Source organism: Komagataeibacter saccharivorans, assembly GCF_003207825.1.
Taxonomy (GTDB): domain Bacteria; phylum Pseudomonadota; class Alphaproteobacteria; order Acetobacterales; family Acetobacteraceae; genus Komagataeibacter; species Komagataeibacter saccharivorans.
This window is the reverse complement of sequence record NZ_NKTY01000008.1, coordinates 58679-82803: the sequence shown is the minus strand read 5'-3', so window position 1 is coordinate 82803 and position 24125 is coordinate 58679. Positions and strand designations below refer to the sequence as shown.

At 59.8% G+C, this 24125-nt stretch carries 18 protein-coding genes and 1 pseudogene; 8 read left to right on the top strand and 11 right to left on the bottom strand.

Annotated elements, in window-relative coordinates:
* Nucleotides 1-34: 34 nt before the first annotated feature.
* The 5 genes from CFR79_RS07020 to CFR79_RS07000 all read right to left on the bottom strand — a co-directional run bounded on the left by CFR79_RS07020 (nucleotide 35) and on the right by CFR79_RS07000 (nucleotide 6591).
* The gene (locus CFR79_RS07020) at nucleotides 35-1390 is read right to left on the bottom strand and encodes a PepSY-associated TM helix domain-containing protein (RefSeq protein ID WP_258373443.1); all 1356 of its coding nucleotides are present in this window, start codon (nucleotides 1388-1390) and stop codon (nucleotides 35-37) included.
* Nucleotides 1387-1689, bottom strand: a complete 303-nt coding sequence (locus CFR79_RS07015; RefSeq protein WP_110547380.1) for a hypothetical protein — start codon at nucleotides 1687-1689, stop codon at nucleotides 1387-1389. The genes CFR79_RS07020 and CFR79_RS07015 overlap by 4 nt, the downstream gene beginning before the upstream one ends.
* Nucleotides 1673-3874 (bottom strand): TonB-dependent siderophore receptor, encoded by a 2202-nt coding sequence (locus CFR79_RS07010; protein WP_110547379.1) that lies wholly within the window; start codon nucleotides 3872-3874, stop codon nucleotides 1673-1675. Before CFR79_RS07010 ends, CFR79_RS07015 begins: the two co-directional genes overlap by 17 nt.
* Before the next feature lie 404 nt (nucleotides 3875-4278).
* Nucleotides 4279-5679 carry a WavE lipopolysaccharide synthesis family protein gene (locus tag CFR79_RS07005; RefSeq protein WP_181417381.1) on the bottom strand — a complete coding sequence of 467 codons (1401 nt, stop codon included), beginning with the start codon at nucleotides 5677-5679 and terminating at the stop codon, nucleotides 4279-4281.
* A gap of 216 nt (nucleotides 5680-5895) precedes the next feature.
* The gene (locus CFR79_RS07000; RefSeq protein WP_110547377.1) at nucleotides 5896-6591 is read right to left on the bottom strand and encodes a hypothetical protein; all 696 of its coding nucleotides are present in this window, start codon (nucleotides 6589-6591) and stop codon (nucleotides 5896-5898) included.
* Between the two features lie 345 nt (nucleotides 6592-6936).
* On the opposite strand from CFR79_RS07000, the gene CFR79_RS06995 reads away from it, so the two are divergent.
* Genes CFR79_RS06995 through CFR79_RS06985 form a run of 3 tightly spaced genes read left to right on the top strand, consistent with a single transcriptional unit; the run spans nucleotide 6937 to nucleotide 12767 of the window.
* Nucleotides 6937-10104, top strand: a complete 3168-nt coding sequence (locus CFR79_RS06995; protein ID WP_110547376.1) for an efflux RND transporter permease subunit — start codon at nucleotides 6937-6939, stop codon at nucleotides 10102-10104.
* Nucleotides 10082-11287 (top strand): efflux RND transporter periplasmic adaptor subunit, encoded by a 1206-nt coding sequence (locus CFR79_RS06990; RefSeq protein ID WP_110547375.1) that lies wholly within the window; start codon nucleotides 10082-10084, stop codon nucleotides 11285-11287. The genes CFR79_RS06995 and CFR79_RS06990 overlap by 23 nt, the downstream gene beginning before the upstream one ends.
* On the top strand, nucleotides 11277-12767 hold the full coding sequence (locus tag CFR79_RS06985; protein ID WP_258373442.1) for an efflux transporter outer membrane subunit: 1491 nt from the start codon (nucleotides 11277-11279) through the stop codon (nucleotides 12765-12767). Before CFR79_RS06990 ends, CFR79_RS06985 begins: the two co-directional genes overlap by 11 nt.
* Before the next feature lie 160 nt (nucleotides 12768-12927).
* On the opposite strand, the gene CFR79_RS15845 is transcribed toward CFR79_RS06985, so the two are convergent.
* Together CFR79_RS15845 and CFR79_RS06980 are read right to left on the bottom strand one after the other, a co-directional pair.
* Nucleotides 12928-13104, bottom strand: a complete 177-nt coding sequence (locus CFR79_RS15845) for a hypothetical protein (protein WP_181417380.1) — start codon at nucleotides 13102-13104, stop codon at nucleotides 12928-12930.
* A 123-nt stretch (nucleotides 13105-13227) separates the two neighbouring features.
* Nucleotides 13228-13944 (bottom strand): annotated as a pseudogene (locus CFR79_RS06980) (IS5 family transposase).
* Between the two features lie 361 nt (nucleotides 13945-14305).
* On the opposite strand from CFR79_RS06980, the gene CFR79_RS06975 reads away from it, so the two are divergent.
* The gene (locus CFR79_RS06975) at nucleotides 14306-15241 is read left to right on the top strand and encodes a ketopantoate reductase family protein (RefSeq protein WP_110547374.1); all 936 of its coding nucleotides are present in this window, start codon (nucleotides 14306-14308) and stop codon (nucleotides 15239-15241) included.
* Nucleotides 15242-15248: 7 nt separating this feature from the next.
* Here CFR79_RS06975 and CFR79_RS06970 read toward each other — a convergent pair whose 3' ends face one another.
* Nucleotides 15249-16292 (bottom strand): hypothetical protein, encoded by a 1044-nt coding sequence (locus CFR79_RS06970; protein ID WP_110547373.1) that lies wholly within the window; start codon nucleotides 16290-16292, stop codon nucleotides 15249-15251.
* Between the two features lie 414 nt (nucleotides 16293-16706).
* On the opposite strand from CFR79_RS06970, the gene CFR79_RS06965 reads away from it, so the two are divergent.
* Nucleotides 16707-17075: a hypothetical protein gene (locus tag CFR79_RS06965; protein WP_110547372.1), complete on the top strand. Its 369-nt coding sequence runs from the start codon at nucleotides 16707-16709 to the stop codon at nucleotides 17073-17075.
* A gap of 5 nt (nucleotides 17076-17080) precedes the next feature.
* Complete coding sequence (locus CFR79_RS06960; protein ID WP_110547371.1) at nucleotides 17081-18682, top strand: methyl-accepting chemotaxis protein; 1602 nt, start codon at nucleotides 17081-17083, stop codon at nucleotides 18680-18682.
* 152 nt (nucleotides 18683-18834) lie between these two features.
* Here the strand turns inward: CFR79_RS06960 and CFR79_RS06955 are convergent, their stop codons facing one another.
* The 3 genes from CFR79_RS06955 to CFR79_RS06945 all read right to left on the bottom strand — a co-directional run bounded on the left by CFR79_RS06955 (nucleotide 18835) and on the right by CFR79_RS06945 (nucleotide 20866).
* Nucleotides 18835-19239: a hypothetical protein gene (locus tag CFR79_RS06955; RefSeq protein WP_110547370.1), complete on the bottom strand. Its 405-nt coding sequence runs from the start codon at nucleotides 19237-19239 to the stop codon at nucleotides 18835-18837.
* A gap of 453 nt (nucleotides 19240-19692) precedes the next feature.
* Nucleotides 19693-20523: an FTR1 family iron permease gene (locus CFR79_RS06950; protein WP_110547369.1), complete on the bottom strand. Its 831-nt coding sequence runs from the start codon at nucleotides 20521-20523 to the stop codon at nucleotides 19693-19695.
* Nucleotide 20524: 1 nt separating this feature from the next.
* Nucleotides 20525-20866: a cupredoxin domain-containing protein gene (locus tag CFR79_RS06945; protein ID WP_162900538.1), complete on the bottom strand. Its 342-nt coding sequence runs from the start codon at nucleotides 20864-20866 to the stop codon at nucleotides 20525-20527.
* Between the two features lie 551 nt (nucleotides 20867-21417).
* On the opposite strand from CFR79_RS06945, the gene CFR79_RS06940 reads away from it, so the two are divergent.
* Together CFR79_RS06940 and CFR79_RS06935 are read left to right on the top strand one after the other, a co-directional pair.
* Nucleotides 21418-22698: an acyl-CoA dehydrogenase family protein gene (locus tag CFR79_RS06940; protein ID WP_110547367.1), complete on the top strand. Its 1281-nt coding sequence runs from the start codon at nucleotides 21418-21420 to the stop codon at nucleotides 22696-22698.
* On the top strand, nucleotides 22695-24125 hold the full coding sequence (locus tag CFR79_RS06935; protein ID WP_110547366.1) for an LLM class flavin-dependent oxidoreductase: 1431 nt from the start codon (nucleotides 22695-22697) through the stop codon (nucleotides 24123-24125). Before CFR79_RS06940 ends, CFR79_RS06935 begins: the two co-directional genes overlap by 4 nt.

The following is a 24125-nucleotide window of genomic DNA, read 5'->3' as shown; positions in this document are numbered from 1 at the left end:
CCCAGCATGAGGGCAACAATGGCCGTGCCGCGCGTCACCACGTTCGTCCACGGCAGGCCAGACAGGCCAGCGCATTGCCGCCCAGAAGCTCTGGCCACGCGCGATCGGGCCGCCGGAAAAGGGCGAATGTAATGCCCAGCGCCCATACTGCAAACACGGCCTGTACTTCATGCATGGCCCTGTTGGCCAGCGTAAGGGGAAGCAGACGGTTGGCAAGGAAATAGGTGGCGAAGGCCAGCGGTGTTCCGGCCAGTATTCCGGTATTCATGCGGCAGACAATACGCTGCCCCATGTGGGGCTGCTGACGCAGGCGCTTGAGGGTCCACAGGTGCATTCCGCTGCCGATAACGGCCGCAAGCGCAAGACCGGACAGAAAATAGAGCCACCGCGTAACCGCTGGCGCAAAACGTGCAACATGCAGTCCGTAAAGGAACGTGTAGAGCCGGATGACAGGGCGCGTTTCGGTGTGCGCGTTTATCAGTTGGCCCGTGGTCCCATCGAATGTCATGACCCCGGTGGTCGTGCTGACCGTATGGTCGTTGCCGGCAATGACCGTGACAAGGGCGGCGTGATCGGATGGATTGAAAATATATACCTGCTCGATGCCCGCCCCGCCGAAATGCCTGTCCGCTTCATCAAGCAGGGGACGGATGGGCACAAGATGTCCCGGCTGGCCACTGGCGGGGCGGGAATACAGGGCCGGGTTCAGGTCCGTATAGGATGCCATCATGTCATGGTGATAGATGGCCTGCGTACTCCACGGCAGCAGCAGCGACCCGAGCGTGACCGCACCCGTAAACGAAATCATGAGGTGGAAGGGAAGGGCTGCAGCCCCCAGAAGGTTATGGGCATCAAGCCAGCTTCTGAGGCCCCGCTTCGGCCTGAACGTGAAAAAATCGGCAAATATGCGCCGATGGATGATGATGCCTGTCACAAGGCCCACAACAAGCGCAAGTGCCGCCATGGCCGCGATCAGCCTGCCCCATGGATAGGGAAGCTGTAGCTCGAAATGGAAACGGTAAAAGAACTCGCCCCCCAACGTGTCGCGCAGGCCGTCAGGGCTGCCGGTCTGCGGGTCCAGAATACGCTGGATATACGTGCCTTGCGCATCGGGCCATATGGCGGTCGGAAAGGGTGCTTCCGCTGTCGGGCTGGTTACGTACCACGCTGGCGCTGACGGTGCATTATGGGCCAGCCAGTCGATTGCCCGGCTGGTGGCCTCAAGCGGGTCAACGCGGGGGGGATCGCGTTCGGGATGCATCCACAGGGTGATGGCCTGACGGAAAACACTCAGGGAGCCGGACAGCGCAATGGCGAACAGCACCCAGCCGGTAACAAGGCCCAGCATGGAATGCAGCCATGCCATCGTGACCCGGAACGATCCCATCATAACCCCCGGCCCGCGGCAAGGGCTATGATGGTGAAGGACACCATGCAGCCCGCAATCACCATCACCAGCCGCCAGATACCGGACACGCCAAACGCCGCCATGAACACGGTGGGCCATAGCAGCAGCCCGAACAGGATGCCCGCCATCGCCCCGTCAGCGCGCGACAGGGGCAGCCACAGGGCAAGCGCCACCCCGCCCAGTGACGCAACACCGTACCCGCCCGCAAGGCCGACAAGGGTGCGCAGGGCGATATTCAGGCGGGGCCGCCGGGGTGGAACTGATTTACCAGGTGAAGCCAATGCTCGCCTGCGCATTCCGGCGCTCACCATAATAGCACCATTCCTGTCCATAGGATGCGTAGCTCAGGCAGTTTGCGATGTAATCCTTGTCAAACAGGTTACGCACACTGGCCGCGACGGTCCACCCATGCAGCGACGGGGAAAGGTTCGACAGGTCATAACGGGCGGACGCATCGAACACCGCGTATTGCGGCACCCAGACGCTGCCATAGCTGGCTTCGCCGCCATAGGATTTGTTGGAATAGCGCATGCCGCCACCGAAACCGAGCCCTTTTACCGGGCCCGAAGGCATGGTGTAGAACGCGAACAGGGAGGCATTGCCCGTCCCGGCCTGGATCAGCGGCTTGCCGGTTGAATCATCATGGACCTTCTGCACGCTGACCGCCGCCGTAATCATAAGGTTCTTGTACGGTTCGGCATGTGCTTCGAATTCGAAGCCGTCCGAATGTACTTTTCCGCTTTCGTTGCTGTAGCCCAGATTGCCCACCGCAACCAGCACGTTGGTCTGTTCGATATGGAAGCCCGCCGCCGTGAACAGGAGTGACGTGCCCGGAAGCTGGTATTTCAGGCCACCTTCAAGCTGCTTGCCAAGGGATGGATTGGCCTGACTGAAGGTTCTGCCGCCATCGTTGGATACGGTGCCCGCCTGCGGCTGAAAGGATGTCGAGTAGCTGATATAGGGCGAAAGACCGAAGTTGAAATGATACAGCGCCGATGCGCGCCATGTGATCTGGCGGGGATTTTCATGTGTGGATGTATGGTAGATGTATTCGTTCTGCTGTGAACGGTACCAGTCGTTACGCAGGCTGCCGGTCACGACCAGTCCGCGCCAGCGCATTTCATCCTGCGCATACATGCCGACCTGATGGGAATTGGTCTGGTAATTCACATACGGGCTCATGGTGGGGATCACCATGTGATAGTCCGGGTGCAGCACGTTCAGGTCGGGCGCAGTGCCGTAAAATCCCTGTTCGGATGCGCTCTGCTGCATGTAATCGAAGCCGAACATCATTGTATGCCGCAGCGGGCCGGTGCGGACATGCCCCTTGAACTGGCTGTCAAATGCCAGGTTGTGGGTATGTTCGTTCGTTCCGAAGGCGGAGCGGGCGAGCATGTCATTGCTTGTGTAATAACCATTATTATACACGCTGCGATATATGGTCTTGATGTCGTCATACCGACCGCGGCTGGTGAAGCTCCAGTTATTGTTGAAACGGTGGTTGAAGATATAGGTGATGCCACCCTGACGGCGGTTGAATTTCTCGAACGGAACGTCACCGTCATAGAAATCCCGTGGCAGGTATCCGTATGATGCGCGTTTGAGCGAACCCTCCAGCGGCGCGCCGCCATAGGTGCCGTTTTCGGGGTCGTACTGGTAATTGCCCAGCAGTGTCAGCGTCGTCGGCCCATCACCGCCAAACGTGAAGGAGGGGCTTATGGAAAAGCGGCGGCTTCCCGTCTTGCTCAACTGGCTGTGCTGGCCGTTGACCGTGCCATACAGGCGGTAGCGGACAAGACCATCCTTCGTCGCATAGCCGCCAACATCGGCATCCACGCGATACAGGTCGAACATGCCGCCGGTCGTCGTGACGCCACCATAGAATTTCTGGTCGGTCGGCAGCTTGCTGGACAGGGCGACAAGGCCACCGGGGCTGGACTGGCCATACAGCGCGGATGCCGGTCCTTTCAGGATTTCGACCCGTTCCAGCCGCGACGTATCGGTCTGCGCCGTGGCATAGCCCGTGGGGCTGTCCTGCAGCTTCAGGCCATCAAGGAAGGTCGGAACCGTAAAGCCGCGCAGGGCGAACTGGTCATAGCGCGTGCCTTCCCCGCCGCCACGCAGGTCCGGTGTGATGCCCGCCGTGTAGCGCACGGCCTGATTGAGGCTGAGCACGCCGCGCACGTCCATTTCGTTCCGGCTGACAACGGTAACCGACTGGGCGGTCTCGATCAGCGGCGTATCGGATTTCGTGGCCGATGACGCCACCGTTGCGGGCCTGCGTGCATGCACTTCCAGCTTTTCAACCCGCCCGGCCTTCTCCCCCGACGGGGTGGTTGCCTGTTTCGTGCCTGTTGCATGTGTGGCTGTGTTCTGGTCAGCCTTGCGGGCCGGATCAGCCGCAAGGGCATTGCCTGTCACCATAAGCGAAAGGGGAAACACATAAAAAACCTTGCTGCGATACATGCCCGACCTCAGTTAGTGGCGTTGTCTGCCGTGTGGAAAGGGCTGCCTATCGTAAATGCGAATCACTTGCAACATATATCAAAACGTGTCTGCAAGGAAACCGGTGCAGGTGCTCAGGCTGGACGTTCCCTTGATCCGGCGGGCGTATACCGCATGTATGTGCCGCGCAAACGACCGATGGCGACCTTTTTATTCCTCCTTTTTCAGACGTACCGGGTGTGCATGGAATAGACTGAACCCGAAGCTACATGTTGTATGTAACGTCGCAGTTCGTCCCGTTCCCCAGTCACCTAATAGCAGGGAATATCAGCGATCTCGACGTTGCTGTCAGCGGCCCATGTCAGAACACCGCTTTTTTGATATACAATAATAATAATTTATATTTAATTAGTATTTCCAATTATTTATGTGCATATTGAGAGTAATATGTGGTCGATAGCAATATCTATATGTGAGAATGTTTCTATGACAATTTCAAATTTGGGGATGGACTTATTTGTTACCTCAAAGTCGATATTCATATAAACCGAATCTCTCTGGTACGTGTTTATTTTGTTAAATACATAATCCCTAAACCCAAGAATTAATCTTCCACCCTCCCCTACTGCAGATATTCTTATTTTACATTGATTTTCTTCGGGATATAAAGCTGATAAAGAGACGCATGCGGTATAAGAGCCTTGCCTCAAGGTAATGTATGGCCCGAAACATGCTACACCCGGCGGCGCATCATAAGGAACAACGATGCTTTTTCCGCAATGGAAGCCCGTTTTTGTATAAAGCTGCTCCGCACCAATTTTCAAAGGGAATGTAACAGGAGCATACTCATGTAGTTTATTGCGCGGAACATAAAGGAATTCAGCCGGATTTATGTTTCTGTGGGCAGATAGGTATTCCCACATACGTTGCATGATTTTTGTGTTATTATCAGCATATGAGTTGAATCCGTTAAGATATTTTGGATAATATACATTTAGGTAATATATGTCAGAGACAATAAAATTATCTAAAAGAATCTGTATGGACTCCACAATCGAATGATCATCATTGTGATGGTTGAGCCTTAAATTTTTAAACTTTTTAGAGAAAAAACTAAAGTATATATATTGTTCGACAGCAATATGTGCATTGAAATTTTGCTCTTCCGCTTTGCTTCCTGGTGCACAATAATGGGTGCCATAGTATGTCATGAAATCCAGGGTAACCAGAGGTACGTCCCATATGGAGCGTATATCAGACAGTTTGCCGAAGTTAAACCAGTCGCTGTAATGAAATGGAATTCTGGCCTTGGAAAAGGGATTAAGTGTATAAAGGGAAGGGATCATGACCGGGAAAGAAACAGCCGTATACTCTCCACTTGTATAATATTCGCTATATAGTCTGATGTATTCATTTATAAAAGATCTATCCTTGAATAATAAGTCGTTTCTTGTTCTCAGGACAAATTCTCTGGATGCCAATGCCAGTCCGTTACGGGCGGATTCAATCATATGGTTGGCATGACAGTTTGGCGCATCGTGGATAATGGGCGGGAAGGGTTGCGCCATATAGGAGTAGGCTATTTTATCCGCACATTTATTAACAAGGCGGCAGAAGCCAACCATATTCTTTTTATATGAGAATAGAGAATTCTCATTGGAAAGTTCAAAATCTATAAAATCCGAGCTTGATATGGAAAAAATGATCTCTGATTCATTAAAAATATTTCTATAACTTGAAAGTATATTGGCAATGTCGGATGCGTCTTTTTCAAAGCATCCTCCATGTATAACAATGCTTATTGATTTATTTTCTATTTGTATCATGATTGTCCTGAATGATCCTCGCCTATAATTTTCATTACGTATCGGTATAAGTGTAATGTAAAAATTATTTAGCGCCAAGACCCATTGGGTCTTGTGGTAAGCTGCCATAGGCCGCCATTCCCATGAAGTAAGCCCACAGATTCTGAACCAGATGTCGGCTAGTCCTGGGCCATCCGGAACAGGATATCCGTGCGTCCCACTGTTTGCCTTGCGTCTTCAGTGCGCGGAAGGGCTTTCATGGGCATTCATGCCGGTGTCGCCCATTGCAGCCATGTCGCCGCCTGACTGCATGCCGCCGCCGCCGCCACCCGCGTTGCCGGTTCCTTCCTTTTTTCCGTCTTCCTTGTTCCGTCCGCCGGTGCCCTGCGTGCGGGTCGGTCCCTGCATCGGGATGGCAAGATCGGATGGGATGGGGTCGAGATCCAGCGCCCTGCGGATGAAACTGCGTAGGGAGACAACCAGATCGTGCGTATGCACAAGCTGTCCTGCCACCAGTTCCCGCGCAGCCCGTTCCGCCAGACGGACATGCTCCTCGGTGCCCAGTAGCATGATGTCCGACAGGGCGGCCTCCACCGCATCGCGGATGCGTCGTGCCCGGTCCGATCCCGCCATGCCCCCGGTATCCGCATTATCAGGAAGGCTATCGGGGGTATCGCCATCCGGCACGCTGCGCAGTTCCCGGCGATGACGCGGGTCCACGGCCAGATTTCCCGTAAACGAACCGCCCAGCGTGCGGTAGGCGGCAATGAGGGTGCGCAGCCGTTCGTTGATCTGGCGGTTCATGCGCTCCCGCCGCTGCTGGATGACGACCATCATCAACAGGCGGATGCCAACCCCGATCAGCGTAATCAGGGACAGCCCGATCATGGTGACCAGAAGATTGTGCCAGGAACTGAAATCGAGATTGTGCAAGGCAGGCTCCTTGCGTCGGGCTGCGTGTCGAACGGGCCGGTTACTATGAACCGATGGAACCCGACTGTCCACCAGCGCGCCAGACACCGCGCATGCCGCGGCACCGGCCCGAAAATAATCATGATGGCCCGGTGATGAAAAAACCGCATGGCACATCCGGCGTTCAGTAGCCGTGTGGGGGTGTGTCGCGTGGCCCGGATGCGAAGGCTCCCGTGGCTGGATCATGGAAAGACGCCGCTTCATGCATGAGGACAGGAGTAGCGGACAGCCCCGCGCCCACGGGCCGGGCATGGTGGCCTTCATGGCATTGGCCGGTCCCTGCGGGTCAGCGGTCCCCCTGCCGCCATGAACGCCATTGTCCGTCTGGCGCTGGCGCGTCCCTATACCTTTGTCGTCATGGCGATCCTGATCGTGATCGCGGGCGTGCTGTCCGCCATCCGCGCGCCCAAGGACATCTTCCCCAACATTGCCATCCCGGTGGTGGCGGTTGCATGGACCTATACCAACCTTTCGCCACAGGATATGTCGGGCCGCATCCAGTTACCGTTCCAGCGCGCCCTGACCACCACCGTCAACGATATCGAACATATCGAAGGGCAGGCCCTGACCGGCATTGGTGTGACCAAGATATTTTTCCAGCCGGGTGCTGATGTCCGCCTTGCCAATGCGCAGGTCACGGCCATCGCGCAGACGCTGCTGCGCCAGCTTCCCATCGGCACGACGCCACCGCTGATCCTTAATTACAATGCCTCCACCGTACCGATCCTCCAGCTTGGCCTGTCGGGAAACGGGCTGACGGAACAGCAGCTTTATGATTTCGGCTTCAATTTCATCCGCACCCGGCTTGTCATGGTGCCGGGGGCGGCCATTCCTTTTCCCAACGGGGGACGGGTGCGCCAGATCCAGATGGACCTTAATCCCGCGCAGCTTCAGGCCCGGGGCGTTTCAGGACTGGACGTGGCCGGTGCGCTGGCCAGCCAGACACAGATCACTCCGGCCGGTTTCGTTAAGATCGGGGAATACCAGTATAATTTCCGCCTGAACAATGCGCCGCTATCGGTCGAACAGCTTAACATGCTGCCCGTCAAAACGGTGAACGGGGCGGTGGTGCGCGTGCGCGACGTGGCCCATGTGCGTGATGGCTCCCTGCCGCAGCAGAACGTCGTGCATGTCGATGGCCAGCGTTCGGCCATGCTGACGGTGCTGAAATCGGGTGCCACCTCCACCATCGCGATCGTGGAAGGGATACGCGCCACCATACCCGACGCCACGCGCGGACTGCCCAGACAGCTTCAGGTCACGCCGGTCAATGACCAGTCGCTTTTCGTCCGCGCCGCCGTAAGCGGCGTATTGCGTGAAGGCGCGATTGCGGCGGGCCTGACCAGTCTCATGATCCTGCTGTTTCTGGGGTCGTGGCGGTCCACGCTGATTGTCGCGACCTCCATCCCGCTATCGATCCTCGGCGCGATCGCAGTTCTTTCGGCGCTGGGGGAGACGCTGAACGTCATGACGCTGGGCGGTCTGGCGCTGGCCGTTGGCATTCTGGTGGATGAAGCAACGGTCACGATCGAGAATATCGAACGTCATCTGGAAATGGACAAGGACGTGCATGCCGCGATCATTGACGGATCGGGCGAAATCATCGTCCCGGCTTTCCTGTCGCTGCTGTGCATCTGCATCGTTTTCGTGCCGATGTTCTACCTGCCGGGCGTGTCGGGTTTCCTGTTCGTGCCGATGGCGCTGGCGGTGATTTTCGCCATGATCATGTCCTTCATCCTTTCGCGTACGCTCGTGCCCACCATGGCCATGTTCCTGCTGCGCCGGCATGACGGGGGCGAGGGGGGGAAGGGCAATGTCTTCACCCGCTTCCAGCAGGGTTTCGAACATCGTTTTGAAGCCCTGCGCGATCGCTACGGCAACGTGCTGGAAGCGGTACTGGACCGGCGCGGGCGTTTTGCGATCGGCTTTCTGGGGTTTGGTTTCCTCAGCCTGCTGCTGCTGCCGTTCCTTGGTCGCAATTTCTTTCCGCAGGTGGATGCGGGAGCCATGACGCTGCATGTGCGCGGCCCGGTCGGCATGCGGATCGAGGAAACCAGCGCGCTTTTCCTCGATATCGAAAAACACATACGCGCCCGCATTCCGTCCGATGAAGTGGAATCCATTGCCGATACGATCGGCCTGCCCAACAGCGCGATCAATGTGTCCTATAACGCATCGGGCACGATCGGGCCGGAAGACGGGGACATCCTGATTGCGCTGAAGGAAAATCACCACCCTACCGCACGCTATGTGCGCCGCCTGCGCACGGAGCTGCCCCGACTGTTCCCGCAGGCGCAGTTCGCGTTCCTGCCATCGGATATTACCAGCCAGATCCTCAATTTCGGTGCCCCGGCGCCGATAGATATCCAGATCATCGGCCCGCATCCCGATGAAACGCGGCAGTTTGCCGAACTGGTGCTGCGCGCGGTCCGCCATATCGACGGTCTGGTCGATGCGCGGATACAGCAGCCCGCCAGTTATCCCGAACTGCGTTTTGATGTGGACCGCACGCGCATCAACCAGCTTGGCCTGACGGAAGGCGATGTGACCAACAGCATTGCCACCTCCATCGCGGGCACATCACAGACAGCGCCCCTGTACTGGCTGAACCCGCAGAATAACGTCACCTACCCCATTGCAGTACAGATGCCAGAATACCGCATTGCGGCGCTGTCGGACGTGATCGGCCTGCCGGTGACGGGGGCTGCCGCCACCACGCAGCCGCAGGTGCTGGGCGCGCTGGGCACGATCACGCGCGGCACGACATCACCGGTGGACGGGCAGTATAATATCCGCCCCCTGATCGATGTTTTCGCGGGTAGCGACGGGCGCGATCTGGGGGCGGTCGCATCCGATGTGCAGAAGATTCTGGCCCGGCTGGATCACCAGCGGCCCGCAACGGTCAGTGTTGCGCTGCGCGGGCAGTACCAGTCCATGACGACCGCCTTTTCCGGTCTGGGCGCGGGGCTGCTGGGGGCCATCGTGCTGATCTATCTGCTCATCGTCGTCAATTTCCAGAGCTGGACCGACCCCTGCATCATCATCCTCGCGCTGCCGGTGGCGCTGGCCGGTATCTGCTGGATGCTGTTTGCGACCGGCACTCCCCTTTCCGTCCCGGCGCTGACGGGGGCGATCATGTGCATGGGGGTGGCTACCGCGAATTCCATCCTTGTCATCACATTCTGCCGTGAGCAGCTTGAGGAGCATGGCGATGCGTTGCGCGCCGCACTGGTGGCGGGCAGGACGCGGCTGCGGCCCGTGCTGATGACGGCGCTGGCCATGATCATCGGCATGCTGCCCATGGCGCTGGGACTGGGGGAAGGGGGCGAACAGAACGCGCCGCTTGGCCGCGCGGTCATTGGCGGGCTGATTTTCGCCACCTGTGCCTCGCTGTTTCTTGTACCGACCCTGTTTGCCATCATCTATCACCGGCGCGCGCAAGGTACGACGCATGGGGCGCCCGCCCATTCCTGATGCGGCTTCATCATTCCCACAGCACAGGACAGCGGAGAAACCCGGACATCGTCCGCGCCTGTACCGCTTCGTTCTTGTGGCGGGTGTCCTGTTTGCGCTGGTCCTGCTGGTGGGGACGCTCATGCGGCTGCATGCGCGCCACCAGCTTCATGCGGTAACGGTCGCGGCAACGATCCCGACGGTCAGCATCGTCCACCCGGGCGGGAAAGCATCCGACCGGCTGGTCCTGCCGGGGCGGTTGCAGGCGTGGTACAGCGCCCCGGTCTATGCGCGGACCAATGGCTACCTGCTGCGGTGGTATGTCGATATCGGCCAGAGTGTGCAGGCGGGTCAGTTGCTGGCGGAAATCGACACGCCCGATGTGGACCTGCAACTGGCGGGCGCGCGCGCGGCGCTGGCCACGCGGACCGCGCAGCGTGACCTTGCGGGCATCACCACGCGGCGGTGGAACCGGCTCAATGCGCTGAATGCCGTATCGCAGCAGGAAACGGACGAAAGGCGGGGTAATTTTGCCGCAAGCGAGGCCACGCGGCACGAAGCGGCGGCCGAGGTGCAGCGGCTTGAAACCCTGTCGGGTTTCAAGCGCATCGTTGCGCCGTTTACCGGTGTCGTCACCAGTCGCGCCACGGATATTGGCGCGCTGATCGTGGCCGGTACATCTGCCGCCCAGCCGCTTTTCACCGTTTCCGATGTCTCGCAACTGCGCATCTATGTCAGCGTGCCCCAGACCTACATCGCGCGCATGAAGGAGGGCATGTCCGTCGCCTTCACCGTGCCCGATTATCCGGGCAGGGAGTTCAGGGCCCGGCTTATCCGTTCCGCGGATGCCGTTGATCCGCAGTCGGGTGCCATGCTGGTCCAGCTTGTTTATGACAACGCCCGCAACCTGCTCCGGCCGGGGGCGTATGCACAGATCGCCTTTACCTTTCCTGCCACAGATGGGGCATCCGGTGCCGTGCGTATTCCCGCCAGCAGCCTGCTGTTCCGACGTGACGGCACCACGGTGGCAACCATGGATTCCAGCCAGCACGTAAAAATCCTGCCCATTGCCATCGTAACCGATTTCGGCACGGAGCTTGAGGTTACGGGGCTGACCGCGCAGAGTGCGGTCATCGACAATCCGCGCGATGACCTGCGTGACGGGGATGAAGTCCGGCCGCAGGAGAACAGGCATGGCGCCTGATACGGAACGGCGTGCAGGGGCCGTTCGGGACCGGGGGCGCAGGCGGGATCATGGGCGTTCCGGTCGTCCTTTCGGCATCGTGTGGACGGCCATATCGTGCATGGCGGCACTTGCGCCTGCCGGGTGTAACCTTGCGCCGGATTACCATAAGCCCGCCCAGCCCGTGCTGCCGGTCACATTCCGCGAAAGTGGTCCGTGGACGCCAGTTTCCCCCACGCCCCCATCCACGCGGGCGGACTGGTGGACGGTCATGGGGGATGCGCGGCTGAACGCGCTGGAGGCACGCATCGAACATGGCAGCCCCCAACTGGCCGCCGCCGTTGCCCGTTACGATCAGGCCCGCGCGATGGTGCGTCGCGCACGGTCGGAGTTTTTTCCCCAGATCGATGCGTCTTCCAGTGCCGTGCGGGAGCGCACGCTGTTCCTGCAGACCGGTTCCTATTTCGATTATCGCAATTACGCGACTGGCGGCACCGTTTCGTGGGAGCCTGACCTGTGGGGGCGTATACGCAACCTTGTTTCAGCCGCGCGTTCGCAGGCGCAGGCCAGCGCCGATGACGTTGCCGCCATGCGCCTCAGTCTGGAGGCTGAACTGGGCGATGACTATTTCCACATCTGCGGTCTGGATGCGCGTATAGATGTATTGCGGCGGACCGCTTCCGCCTATGAAGCGGCGCTGCACCTGACGACGGACCGTTTCACGGGCGGGGCGGCGAGCGAACTGGACGTGGGGCGGGCGAAAACGCAGCTTGCGTCTGTCCAGTCACAGCTTGAACAGCAGGTTGCGGACCGCGCGCTGGTCGAACACGCCATTGCGGTACTGATTGGCGAGGAACCGACCACGTTCTCGCTCCCCCCGCATGATATGTCTGATGTCGTGCCGGTTATTCCTGTCGTGGCCCCGTCGGCCCTGCTGCAACGTCGCCCCGACGTGGCCGCCGCCGAACGCCGCATGGCGGCGGCCAATGCACGCATTGGCGTGGCGCGGGCGGCGTTTTTTCCCAATATCAACCTTGGCGCGTCCGGTGGGTCGGAAACTACGGTCAGCACGCTGCTGTCCGCCGGTTCGGGCGTGTGGGCGCTGGGGCCTGCGCTGGCGACCCTCGCCATTTTTGACGGGGGCCGCCGCTTTGCCGATCTGGCCGCCATGCACGCCGCCTATGCTGAAGATGCCGCGAATTACCGCCAGACAGCCCTGCATGCCTTTCAGGAAGTGGAGGACCAGCTTGCCCTGCTCAACCATCTGGCCGATGCCACCACGCGGCAGGCTGAAGCCGTTACCGCCGCCGCCCGTACCGATCAGTTGGCCAGCATCCAGTATCGTGAAGGGGCCGTGGACTATCTTCAGGTTGTCATTGCGCAGACTGCCGAACTGCAGGCGCGTGAAGACATGATTACCCTGCTGACGCGCCGCCGGATTGCGGGCATTGATCTGGTGCGCGCAATGGGCGGCGGATGGCAGGCGGGCCGGAAGACCTGACTGTTGCGCTGTGTCATTTGTAGGCGCTTTGACTGGTGCCTCTGTCAGCCCCTTGAACATGCTTTCAAGGGCATCGTCGCACTGGCAGTCGGACAGGCACGATAGATCAATCAGCACGCGCCCGGCATTTTCGCCCATGCCGGTAATCCAGACAGAAAGATCAGGCAGTCTGGGTGGGACTTTTTGATCCTGTCTGGATCTTGGCCCGACGGGCTGCCACCAGAGCCTTGTAGTGAGCGATTTTTTCCGGCGAGGTCTTGACCACCGACGGCTTGCTCATGTCCGGAGTGTCCGGATAATCGAACTTTTCCAGCTCGTCCTGACTATACTGTTTCATTGTGTTTTTCCGAAATGATAACCGGAGATGATCCCCATGGAACCATATTGCTCCGGAAGGACCATGCATCTGCACGTCCCTTTATGAGTTTGAACGTATGCCCGTCTGTCGTGCTGTCAAGAATTATATGGGGAGGGACCAAACGCCCGCTGGACAGAAATCGTGCCTCACCACGCGTGGCCGCCTCTTCTCATATTGGGTCGCAACAGCCCGCCACTCCTTGAGTCTTGCCCACAGGTTTTCGACCAGATGCCGGTGTCTGTAAGGCCATTTGGGACAGGCGACTTCCGGATCATTCTTCCCTGGCGGAATGACGGGACGAACTCCCCGGTCCCAGAGATATTCACGGAATTTATGCGAGGAATATCCACGATCACAGACGACATAGGTCGGTGGGTACGGAGTACGCGGATGGCAGTTCATGTGCCTGTCCGGGCGAAAGCGTGAAAGACAGTGCCCTGCCATGTCCATCCGCAGCTACGCAGACCCTGGTGCCAAAGCCTCCACATGAGCGGCCAAGCGCCTCACGATCCCTGAGGCGTCCACTGTATCCCCTTTTTTGGCGGCCCCGGCCGCTTTGTGATGGGTACGGATCGTCGTGCCATCGAGATAAACCATGCCGAGGGCCTGATCCCGGTCTTTGACCTTTTCAAAGAGGCGCTGCCACACACCGAACTTCGACCAGCGAATGAACAACTGTGCGGCAATCCACCAGGGACCAAACTCAGATGGCAGAGCGCGCCATTTTGCACCGTGCTGATGGCGTCAGAAAATCGCGGATATCGTCCGTCGAAGGTTCTTCGGCGGGGTTTTGCCCTTCGGACGGACTTCCTCGATCAAAAGCTCCCAGACGGACTATGCGGTATCAGAAAAGACAGACTGCATCATGCTCATCATAAACAGCCATGCAGTCCGTTCTGTCATTCAAGGTCTGACACGCCCTAGTAATCGAACGGTGTTGCCCGCCATGTCGTCCCAGAATGATTGCAGCATGACCGGTAATGCAGGGAAATGACGGTTTCTACCGTTTTGTGCTGATGCGCGACCTTTTTCGATCCGCATGCACCGGGCTCCGTTACGGCCGGTGCGCAGGAAGGGGAACGGCGCGCAGATTGCGGCTTAACCGCTTATCACACGCAGGTTTCGGCTGTATCGTGCCCGGACTTTTTCATATTCCATCGGCAGGACAGGGAAAAACACGATGAAGCCGCGAATTCTGGTTGTCGGGGCAGGGGCCGTCGGGGGGTATTTTGGCGCGCGGCTGGCTGCGGCAGGGCATGATGTGACCTTTCTGGTCCGACCCGGCAGGCTGCGGCAGATCCGCGCCGATGGACTGCATCTTGTCAGCGCGGCGGGGAATGCCAGCATCAGCCCCCAGATGATGACGACGGATGAGATCACCCATCCGTACGATATCGTGCTGCTGAGCGTGAAAGCCTATTCTCTGGCGCAGGCCATGGATGATTTCAGCGCTGCCGTTGGGGTTGAGACCTGCATCGTCCCGCTGCTCAATGGCATGTGTCACCTTGATGTGCTGGCGGAGCGCTTTGGGGCGGACGCCGTTCTTGGGGGCACATGCTTTATTGTCAGTACTCTGGACGCGGACGGACGGATCGTGCAGACCGGACCGCAGCCGCGCCTGTCCTATGGTGAACGCTCCGGGGTGGATACGCCCCGTGTCCACGCCATCAGCGCTGCCCTGTCGGCCCCCGGTTTCGATACGGTGCTGTCACCCCATATCATGCAGGATATGTGGGATAAATGGGTGCTGCTCGCATCCCTTGGCACCCTGTGCTGTCTTATGCGCGGGACGGTAGGCGATGTGGCGCGCCAGCCTTACGGGCAGGATTTTGCCCGTGCAACCGTTGCGGAATGTGTGGCGGTGGCGGGTGCATCGGGCCATCCGCCTGCCGATGGGGTGGTGGAGCGTACCATCCGCATGCTGACTGCCGAAAGCTCGACCCTCACCTCCTCCATGTTTCGGGACCTGTCGCAGGGGGCAGCGATCGAGGCAGGGCAGATCATCGGTGATCTTGTGGCAAGGGCGCGCAGTTACGCGGTGGCAACGCCCATTCTTGATCTCGTTGACCTCAACCTGCGTGTCTATGAGGGGCACAGGGCGGATAAAGGCCGGTAGAAGCCGCCTACCGACCGGCGCGTGCGTAAAATGTGTTGAGCAGGGCCGCCAGCGGCGCGGCCTGCCGTCCCGGTTGGGTGGCCATGCGTTGCGCTTCCATGCAGGTCCGGCGTGTGGATTGGGGGCGAATGCCCAGTTCCTCGCGCATGCGGGCCAGTGCCCTGTCCAGTCGCGCGCGCAGATCGTCCAGACTGCTCCTGTCCTGAAGGCTGGCGCGGGCGTTGGGGCCGCGCTGCTGCGCTGTGTTCATGGCGGCGGCAACCATGGCCACGATATTGAATTCGCTCAGGATGGTATTATCGGGCAGAAGGCCCGCGGCTTCCATATCCCCGTCATAGACAACCTGCGCCGCCGCGCGGCCGAATACCCATGCAATGGTGCTTTTTTCGTACAGGCTGGCCCGGTCAAGGAACATGATCGCCGCCGTCATCCGTTCCGGGCTGGTATAGGCGTTCAGTGCATCGACAGCCTGCCGGGCCATGGCTTCACCATGTTCGGGCAGGATACCCATGGCCATTTCCTGCTGCCGGGCCATGATGGTCCGGGCCGCGTCCTGTTCATCGCGGGTAAACAGGCCGCCTTCATTGGCCCGCACCGCTGCAAGGGCGGGACGGTCCAGCATGGACATGAGACTGGTCCATTCCACATTGTCCAGACTGCGCACGGTAGCCAGACCGGCGGGGCCGTCAGGCGCGGTCCGGGCGGCGTCGATACTGGCGCGCGCCAGCACGGCGATTTCGTCAGGGGACAGGCCCGCAGACAGGGATGTCGCGGCCGGGTCCACCACGCCCGCGCCGAGGGCGGTCGCATCCATTCCCTCCAGAACCGGGAAGAACTGCGCGAAATAGGCGATTTCCGGCGCAACGACATCTTTTGTCATCTGCGCAAGCATGGCCGTGGCCTCGGCGGAGAGGGTAACGGTATCGCCCCCACCCACGCCGGATGATGGACCGAGCGATGATTGCGACCCCGCCGCCCTGATATTTTCAACCCCGCTTTCCCCAGGGGACAGGAAAGCAGGCGGCGACCCCGGTGTATTAATGGTCGTCATGACGCCGCTCCATCCTGTTGCAGGCCCGATCCGGCCCTTCCGTTCCGGTCATGGCGGAAGGGGGCGTGTGTCTTTCCATGCGCGGCGCGCCCTTCTGGTATGTTCGGGGAAAAGGGTTTTTTGATACCCTTCCGGTCGATGGCGCACTTGGCTCTTTCTGTCTGGCCGTCCATGCTGTAACCACGCGTTAATCATTATTAGAAATCAGTAAACTCAGTAAACAATGTACCCGTTCATTCACCCTGCAGCCTCTCTCCCCCCTTACGCCCCGGCGCGGGGAAAGGGCAAGGTTGCGACCGTTCATGATGGCCCCGCCGTCTGTCATGGTCGTATGGCGGGCAGGGAATGGCGGGGCTGGTCGATGAATGCGCCGGGACGGACTGCGACCGTAACCCGGCGTCATGACAGGGCCGGATGATGCAGCCTGTCATGCTTGACAGCCGGAACGCCCCGAATGCCCAACCCCGGCGAAAGGTTACGGATCTGCTGCTGCCGGTCCTGCTTGCGGTCGGGTCGCTTGTGGTCATTCTCGGTATTCATCTGTCCCCTCCCGATCAGGGACCGCTGGCGCTGGTTTTCCCGCCATGGTGGGACGGACAGCATGCGCGGCAGGCTGCCGGTTCGGTCGGGCGCGTGATTGGTACCGGTGCTGTGGCCAGCATCGTCATAATTGAACCGCGCGGGAATATGGCGCGGGGGGATGCCATAAAATCCGGGGCGATCCTTGTCCTTAACCCACAGGCTATGACGGGCTGCCACGCATCCCGGCAGATGGAGATGTAAACAAGATGGTCGATGCTCTGGGAAAACTTCGCGCGACAGTCAGTCAGGGCCTGATCTGCGGGTTCTGGCTGCATGTGGGTCTTGTGGCGGCATGCGCCCATATTGCGGGCAATGACTGGGTTGCGCCCACGCTTGCGGCGGTCGGGCTGGCGGTGATTGAAACGCTGGTATGGTGGATGGCGCCACAGGCCAAGACAACGCGCCTGACCATTGGCGTGGGCGTCAGCGCACTGGTTTCGATCATTCTGGCGGCGTGCCGTGGGTCGTATATGCAGATTGACGTGCATATGTACTATTTCGCGGCGCTTGCCATGCTTGCGACCTATTGTGACGGCGATGTTATTCTGGTCGGCGCGGCCACTACGGCAGTGCATCATCTGGTCATGAATTTCCTTATGCCGAAACTGGTGTTCGAGGACGGCGCGGATTTCTACCGTGTTATGGTGCATGCGGCCATTGTGGTGGTGGAAGCGGGCGCGCTGTACTGGATGGCGCAGCAGATCGAGCATCTTTTTGCCGTATCGAATACCGCGCTGGCGGAAGCAAAGCAGAATGCCGAACAGGCGGAAGCCGCATCGCACGAGGTGGAACACCAGCGCAGCCTTGCGGAAGCCGAACATCGCCGGACCGAGGTGGAACGCATGGAAACCGCCGCCCGTCAGGCAACCGTGGTGGACGGGCTTGCCACCGGTCTGGGCCATCTGGCGCAGGGGAACCTGACCTTCACCCTGACGGAAAAGTTCGCGCCTGAATACGAACGCCTGCGCACCGATTTTAACGAAACGGTCGTGCGGCTGCGCGGTGTCATTGAGGCCGTGGTGGCCAATACCATCGGGATCAGGAACGGTACGAGCGAGATCAGCAAGGCATCCGACGATCTGGCCCAGCGCACGGCGATACAGGCCAAGAACCTGGAGGAGACCGCATCCGCGCTGAACCATATTACCGCAACGGTGCAGAAATCCGCTGAAGGGGCGATCCACGCGCAGGAAGTGGTGGCCAGCGCCAATAACGATGCGCAGCAGAGCACCGTCATCGTGCGTCAGGCCGTAGGCGCGATGGATGGCATCGCCACATCAGCGGGGCAGATCGCCCAGATCATTGCGGTGATTGATGAAATCGCCTTCCAGACCAACCTGCTGGCCCTCAATGCCGGTGTCGAGGCCGCGCGGGCGGGGGATGCGGGGCGCGGGTTTGCCGTGGTCGCATCCGAAGTGCGTAATCTGGCCCATCGTTCAGCCGAGGCCGCGAAGGAGATCAAGACCCTTATCTCCACATCCAGCCGACAGGTTGATTCTGGCGTGAAGCTGGTTTCGGAAGCGGGCAGCGCGCTGGACCGTATCGTGAAGCTGGTGGCCGAGATCAACGAGATCATGGATGAAAGCACGCACCGGGCAAAGGAACAGGCAGGCGGTCTGGCCAACGTCAATTCCACCATATCGCAGATGGATCAGGTGACGCAGCAGAATGCCGCAATGGTGGAACAGTCAACCGCGGCCAGCCGTTCGCTGCTGGATGAAGCCACGCGCCTGTCTGATCTTGTCAGCCAGTTTCAGCTCACATCGGAAAGCCGGGATGTGGAAGAACGGGCGCGCCTGCTGACCTGACGCCAGCCGGGGGTTGCGCACAGCGAAACCTGCCCAGGACACTGCCCGCCCATTGTAGAAAAGCTTCGGAAAACGCCGCCTTTTTTGAAAAAGGCGGCACCCGGAAACTTTTTCAGCCCATCACTGTCAAACACTCCTGACCGGCGGAATGTCTACTGCCCGTCCACCGTTGTATGACTGCCCCATGCCGGGCGGGAGTCCGCCGGTGGGAATCCCGGTTTTCCATCCACTATGGTCTGGCTGCCGGGGCCATAGGTACGCGGCCCGTAAGGCGGATACCCGCCATTCATGCCACCCCAGCCATAGGGCATGTAGCCGCCGAACATGTAGGGCATCATCCCCCCGCCATATCCACCCTGTCCCCCGGTCATCGCAGGCGGCCCGTACGCGCCGTAGGGACTGTACCGGGTGGACGGCATCTGCGCGGAACCCGCGCCACCGCCCGACATGCCAAACGTGCCTGTGGCCATGCCGCCATTCACGCCGAAAGACTGCGCCCGGCCCATCAGGGGAATGATGACAAGGGCAAGGGTAATCGCTGCGAGTTTCCGGGTCATCCTGCTTCTCCAGTCGCGTTCTGCAGTAAACCTTTACCGCAGGGCTGAACCAGTCTGCACGGATGATATTGGCAAGCGCCTCTCCCCCATGGACGGGGGCCGGCCTGTTTTGCAGGAAACCGCCGGTTCCGGCAGGCAGGACTGCTGACGGGACAGACCTGCACTCCACTACCGTAATACCGGGGGACGGCAGAAAGGCACCTGACCCCGGCACAGGCCGCCGCCCCTGCGTGGCGATCTGGCGGACAGGATGTCCGCTGTCTCTGCGGCGGCAGGATCATGTCAGCAGGGGATAAAGTGATCCCGATGAAAGCCGCCCGACCGGGCCGGGTCATGATGCCCGGTCCGGTTCGTGTCCCTGCTTTTAAGGTCGTGATGTCACGGAAAGAATGCGCGGCAACCCGGCTCCAGCCACCATTATGTCAGGCGATGAAACCGGGTACGCGGTCCCTGTCAGGCCGCGCCTCTGGGCTTTGCGGGCGTGCGATGGCGCACCAGATGGCCGGTTACGGTCAGCACCACGCAGGTACAGATCCATGCCAGTATCTGGATGCCCGTGGGCCGGTCCGAATAACCGATCAGTGCCTTCGCCGCACGGCCCAGCATGCTGCCATCGGACAGCAGCCACGATGAATCCCATATGTCATAGCCCAGTGCGGGCAGCAGGTCGTCATTGGCCAGAAGGGCTGCGGCCTGACTGGCCATGCCCGCAGCAAGGAACGTGACCAGCAGGCCGGTTACGGCAAACAGCCGGTTCAGGGGGATCACCACCAGCCCGCGATACAGCGCCCAGGACAGGGCCGCACCGGCAAACACGCCCAGTATGCCGCCAATCAGCATCGGCACCGGCCCCGTGCCACTGGAAATTGCGATACCATACAGGAACAGCACCACTTCCATGCCTTCACGCAGGACAGCCACGGCCACAACCACCGCCATGGCCAGCAGGGAGCGGTTGCCGCTGGCGACTTCGGCCCCGACCGCCTTCATGTCCCGTGCCATTTCGCGTCCATGCCGCGCCATCCACACGATATGCCAGCCCAGCATCACCACCGCGAGGCACAGGATGGTGGCGGAAAAAACATCCTGCCCGTTGCCGGACAGCGCCTGTGACAGCGCCCCGGCAAAGATCGCCACAATACCGGCCCCGGCAATGCCCGCACCGATACCGCCCGCAACCCAGCGCCCGCGATGGGGAATGCCCTGCGTCGCCGCCAGCACGATCCCCACGATCAGCCCGGCTTCCATGACTTCACGGAAGACGATCAGAAGACTGCCCAGCATGTCAGGGGGCCTCCGTTACGGTAACGGTGCCGGTGGCGCTGTCGGGGTGGTAGTCATCAAAGAATTTGTAGGTGCCCGGATGAAGCGGTCCCGCATGAACCGAAATGGTGCCGCCTGCGACCACGATCTTTTCAAACTTCAGGTCGTAGCTTTCGAACTCATCCACCGTGTCATCATGGTTGGTCAGTTCGATCACGAAGCGCTGACCGGCAGGCACGGTGAAATGGTCCGGTGTGAAGTGATGGTCTTTCACTTCCAGTCGGACCGGGTCCATGGCGTGCGCCGTTGCGGTTGTGGCCACGATCATGGAGACGAGGGCTGTTAGGGCAAGTGCAGGTCGCATGGTTCGTCCATCGGATTACAGTCATCCAAGTAGTGAGACTGGTTCGCAATGTCAAATATGGGAAGATTTAAAGGCGTTTGACCGCATCGTCCTTTCGCCCCGGCTTGATGCCTCCATCCGGAACGCCTCCCTGTCGCAAAACAACGATATATAATCGTGAATAACGGAGAACCACTCATAACGCGCGAATCGGTATGTTTATTGATAAATATACCGAAACGGAAATGTATGAACTGTTCCGGATTTCGTTCTGAACCGATTACCACGATATGAAATGTGCAAATTAAAGGCGCACATTGGCGTTATAAAAAACTAAATAAACTAGTGGAATACGGAATGGAAAATATATCCATATATCAGCTACATATATGAATTAAGCACCGAAAAATGCGATGGAAGGCAATCGAATTTATATCCCTGTGCACCCCAGGATGGCGATATAAACGACAAAACCCGTTAATTTATAATTGACTCGGATATAACGGTTGTTAATGTGATTGAAGGATAAACAACACAATAAAATAGTTAAATAGAAATACGGCAGGGTTGTCATGACTGATCCGCTACGTCCTTCACACGGTTTCTCTCCCCGGATTGAGGCGCTTGCCCAGACGCTGCGACCGATCTTCGCGCGCATCGCCAGTGAGTCCATCAACCGTGAACACGAGCGGGTTCTGGCCCATGATGCTGTCCGGTGTCTGCTCGATGCCGGTTTTGGCGCGCTGCGGGTGCCGGTGCGCTACGGCGGCAGCGGGGCAAGCCTGCCGGAAACTTTCCGGCTGCTGGAAGAACTGGCCGAAGCTGATTCAAACCTGCCCCAGATTTTCCGCGCCCATTTCGCCTTTGTCGAAGGGCAGTTGCACCGCGGCGACAGCCCGCAGGCCGTGCGGTGGCTGGAACAGGTGGCTCGTGGCGCACTTTTTGGCGCGGCCATGGCCGAACTGACGGACAGTACCGGCACCACCACAACGCTGCGGCCCCACCCGGATGCGTCGAAAGCGTCATGGATACTGGACGGGACGAAATATTATTCCACCGGCACGCTGTACGCATCGTGGATCGTAGCGGTCGCAACCGATGGGGCGGACCGCATCCATGTCGCCGTGCCCGTAACCGCGCATGGCGTCACCCGCGTGGATGACTGGGACGGTTTTGGACAGAGACTGACAGGCAGCGGTACGACCCGTTTTGAAAACGTGATCGTGCCCGATGAAAACGTCCTCAGCCGCGTGCCGATCGACGCCTTTCCCACCAATGAATACCTGACCACCTATTACCAGCTTTTCCATCTGGCGACGCTGGCGGGGATCGGGCGGGCGATCCTGCGCGATGCGGTGGCGTTTGTCCGGCCCCGCACCCGTACCTTCGGCGTGCCCGGTCAGGTCGCGCAGCGTCATGACCCGCTGGTGCAGGGTGTGGTGGGACGTCTGTCCGCCCTGTCATTTTCCGCCGATACGCTGGTGGAAAAGGTCGCATGGGCGCTGGAGGACACATCCGCCCAGTGGGCTGCCGGTGTTGATGGCGGTCCTGCCTTTGAGGTGGCGCAGGTGCAGGCCTATCAGGCCCAGCAGATCGTGGCGGGGCAGGTGCTTGAAGCGGCCAACCTGCTGTTTGAAGTGGGCGGCGCATCGGCCACCAGCGAAGCCAGGCGACTGGACCGGCACTGGCGTAATGCGCGCACGCTCGCATCCCACAATCCCCTTATCCAGCGTCAGCGCGAACTGGGTGACTTCGCCCTGAACGGCACGGCATTCGGTTCGCGGTGGCGCGAACGCACCGATGTCGCGCGCGAAGGCGCCACCAACGCCACCCGACGGGAGCAGGCAGCATGACCACCACGCCCAAACAACTGCACGTCAACCTGTTTGAAATGGCCTGCGTCAGCCACATCGTGCACGGGATGTGGCGGGCGCCCGGCAACAGCCGCCACCGCTACGGGGAACTGTCCTACTGGCTGGAAGTCGCCAGACTGGCGGAAGAAGGGCTGTTTGACGCGGTATTCCTTGCGGATGTCATCGGCACCTATGACCGGTTTGGCGATGGTACGGCGGCGGCCCTGCGGGAAGGACTGCAGATCCCCAACCTCGACCCGCTGATGCTGGTGCCCGCCATGGCGGCGGTGACGCAAAATCTTGGTTTCGGGGTGACTTTCTCCACCACGTACGAACCACCATTCGCCTTTGCCCGCCGCATGGCGACGCTGGACCTGCTGACCCAGGGGCGGGTGGGGTGGAATATCGTCACGTCCTACCTGCCCAGTGCCGCGCGCAATTTCGGGCTGGAAGATGAAATCCCCCATGATCAGCGTTACGCGATAGCCGATGAATATATCGACGTGCTGTACAAGCTGTGGGAAGGAAGCTGGGATGACGACGCCGTTGTCAACAATGCGGCCGCAGGCGTCTTCACCAATCCCGACGCCGTAAGGCCGATCAACCATGACGGGCGGCATTTCCGCGTGGCGGGGCCGCATCTTGTCGCACCGGGGCGGCAGCGTACGCCCGTGCTGTTTCAGGCGACCGGCTCCCCCGCCGGGCTGGAGTTCGCGGCGCGCCATGCGGAAGTGGTGTTTATCGGCGGCAATACGACACAGGCGGTGCGCGACAACATTGCCCGCACACGCGAACGCGCGCGCGCCCATGGCCGCAATGGCGACGACATCCGCTTTATCGTCATGGCCGGGATCATTGCCGATACGACGCAGGAACTGGCGGAAAAGAAGCTGGAGAAATACCGCCAGTATTACAGTGTGGAAGGTGCACTGGTCCATGCGCAGGCGGAAATAGACCTGCGGCGTCATGACCCCGATGCGCGCATCGGCGATGTGCTGAAACGTGAAGGCGTGCCGTTTGGCAATATGGGGCGGCGTTTCCATCCCGACCAGACGGTTGGCAGCGCCCTGCGCCAGATCGCATCGTTTGATGAAGGGCGCTTTTTCGTGGTGGGCACGCCCGGACGTATCGCTGATGAAATCGAGCGCTGGCTGGATATCGACGGCATCGACGGCATCAACCTGCGCCAGTACCACACATTCGAAACCGCCCGCGATTTCATTGATCTGGTCGTGCCCGAACTCCAGCGGCGCGGGCGCTACCGCACGGCCTATGCGCCGGGTGAAACCCTGCGTGAACGCCTGTTCGAGCCGGGGCGCGCCCATCTGCCCGAACGGCATTTCGGCAGTCGCTACCGTAACCCGGCAGCCCTTCACGCCCCGGCCGAGCCGCTTTTTCCTACCGAAACATTTTCCAAGGCCTCGTAA

Bases quoted from the DNA above. Each gene is read 5' to 3' on its own strand.
- CFR79_RS06970 (WP_110547373.1), bottom strand. From the start codon at position 16,292: ATGACGACCATTAATACACCGGGGTCGCCGCCTGCTTTCCTGTCCCCT.
- CFR79_RS06995 (WP_110547376.1), top strand. From the start codon at position 6,937: ATGAACGCCATTGTCCGTCTGGCGCTGGCGCGTCCCTATACCTTTGTC.
- CFR79_RS06965 (WP_110547372.1), top strand. From the start codon at position 16,707: ATGATGCAGCCTGTCATGCTTGACAGCCGGAACGCCCCGAATGCCCAA.
- CFR79_RS06990 (WP_110547375.1), top strand. From the start codon at position 10,082: ATGGGGCGCCCGCCCATTCCTGATGCGGCTTCATCATTCCCACAGCAC.
- CFR79_RS06960 (WP_110547371.1), top strand. From the start codon at position 17,081: ATGGTCGATGCTCTGGGAAAACTTCGCGCGACAGTCAGTCAGGGCCTG.
- CFR79_RS15845 (WP_181417380.1), bottom strand. From the start codon at position 13,104: ATGAAACAGTATAGTCAGGACGAGCTGGAAAAGTTCGATTATCCGGAC.
- CFR79_RS06975 (WP_110547374.1), top strand. From the start codon at position 14,306: ATGAAGCCGCGAATTCTGGTTGTCGGGGCAGGGGCCGTCGGGGGGTAT.
- CFR79_RS06940 (WP_110547367.1), top strand. From the start codon at position 21,418: ATGACTGATCCGCTACGTCCTTCACACGGTTTCTCTCCCCGGATTGAG.
- CFR79_RS07005 (WP_181417381.1), bottom strand. From the start codon at position 5,679: ATGATACAAATAGAAAATAAATCAATAAGCATTGTTATACATGGAGGA.
- CFR79_RS07020 (WP_258373443.1), bottom strand. From the start codon at position 1,390: ATGATGGGATCGTTCCGGGTCACGATGGCATGGCTGCATTCCATGCTG.
- CFR79_RS06955 (WP_110547370.1), bottom strand. From the start codon at position 19,239: ATGACCCGGAAACTCGCAGCGATTACCCTTGCCCTTGTCATCATTCCC.
- CFR79_RS06985 (WP_258373442.1), top strand. From the start codon at position 11,277: ATGGCGCCTGATACGGAACGGCGTGCAGGGGCCGTTCGGGACCGGGGG.
- CFR79_RS07010 (WP_110547379.1), bottom strand. From the start codon at position 3,874: ATGTATCGCAGCAAGGTTTTTTATGTGTTTCCCCTTTCGCTTATGGTG.
- CFR79_RS06935 (WP_110547366.1), top strand. From the start codon at position 22,695: ATGACCACCACGCCCAAACAACTGCACGTCAACCTGTTTGAAATGGCC.
- CFR79_RS06950 (WP_110547369.1), bottom strand. From the start codon at position 20,523: ATGCTGGGCAGTCTTCTGATCGTCTTCCGTGAAGTCATGGAAGCCGGG.
- CFR79_RS06945 (WP_162900538.1), bottom strand. From the start codon at position 20,866: ATGCGACCTGCACTTGCCCTAACAGCCCTCGTCTCCATGATCGTGGCC.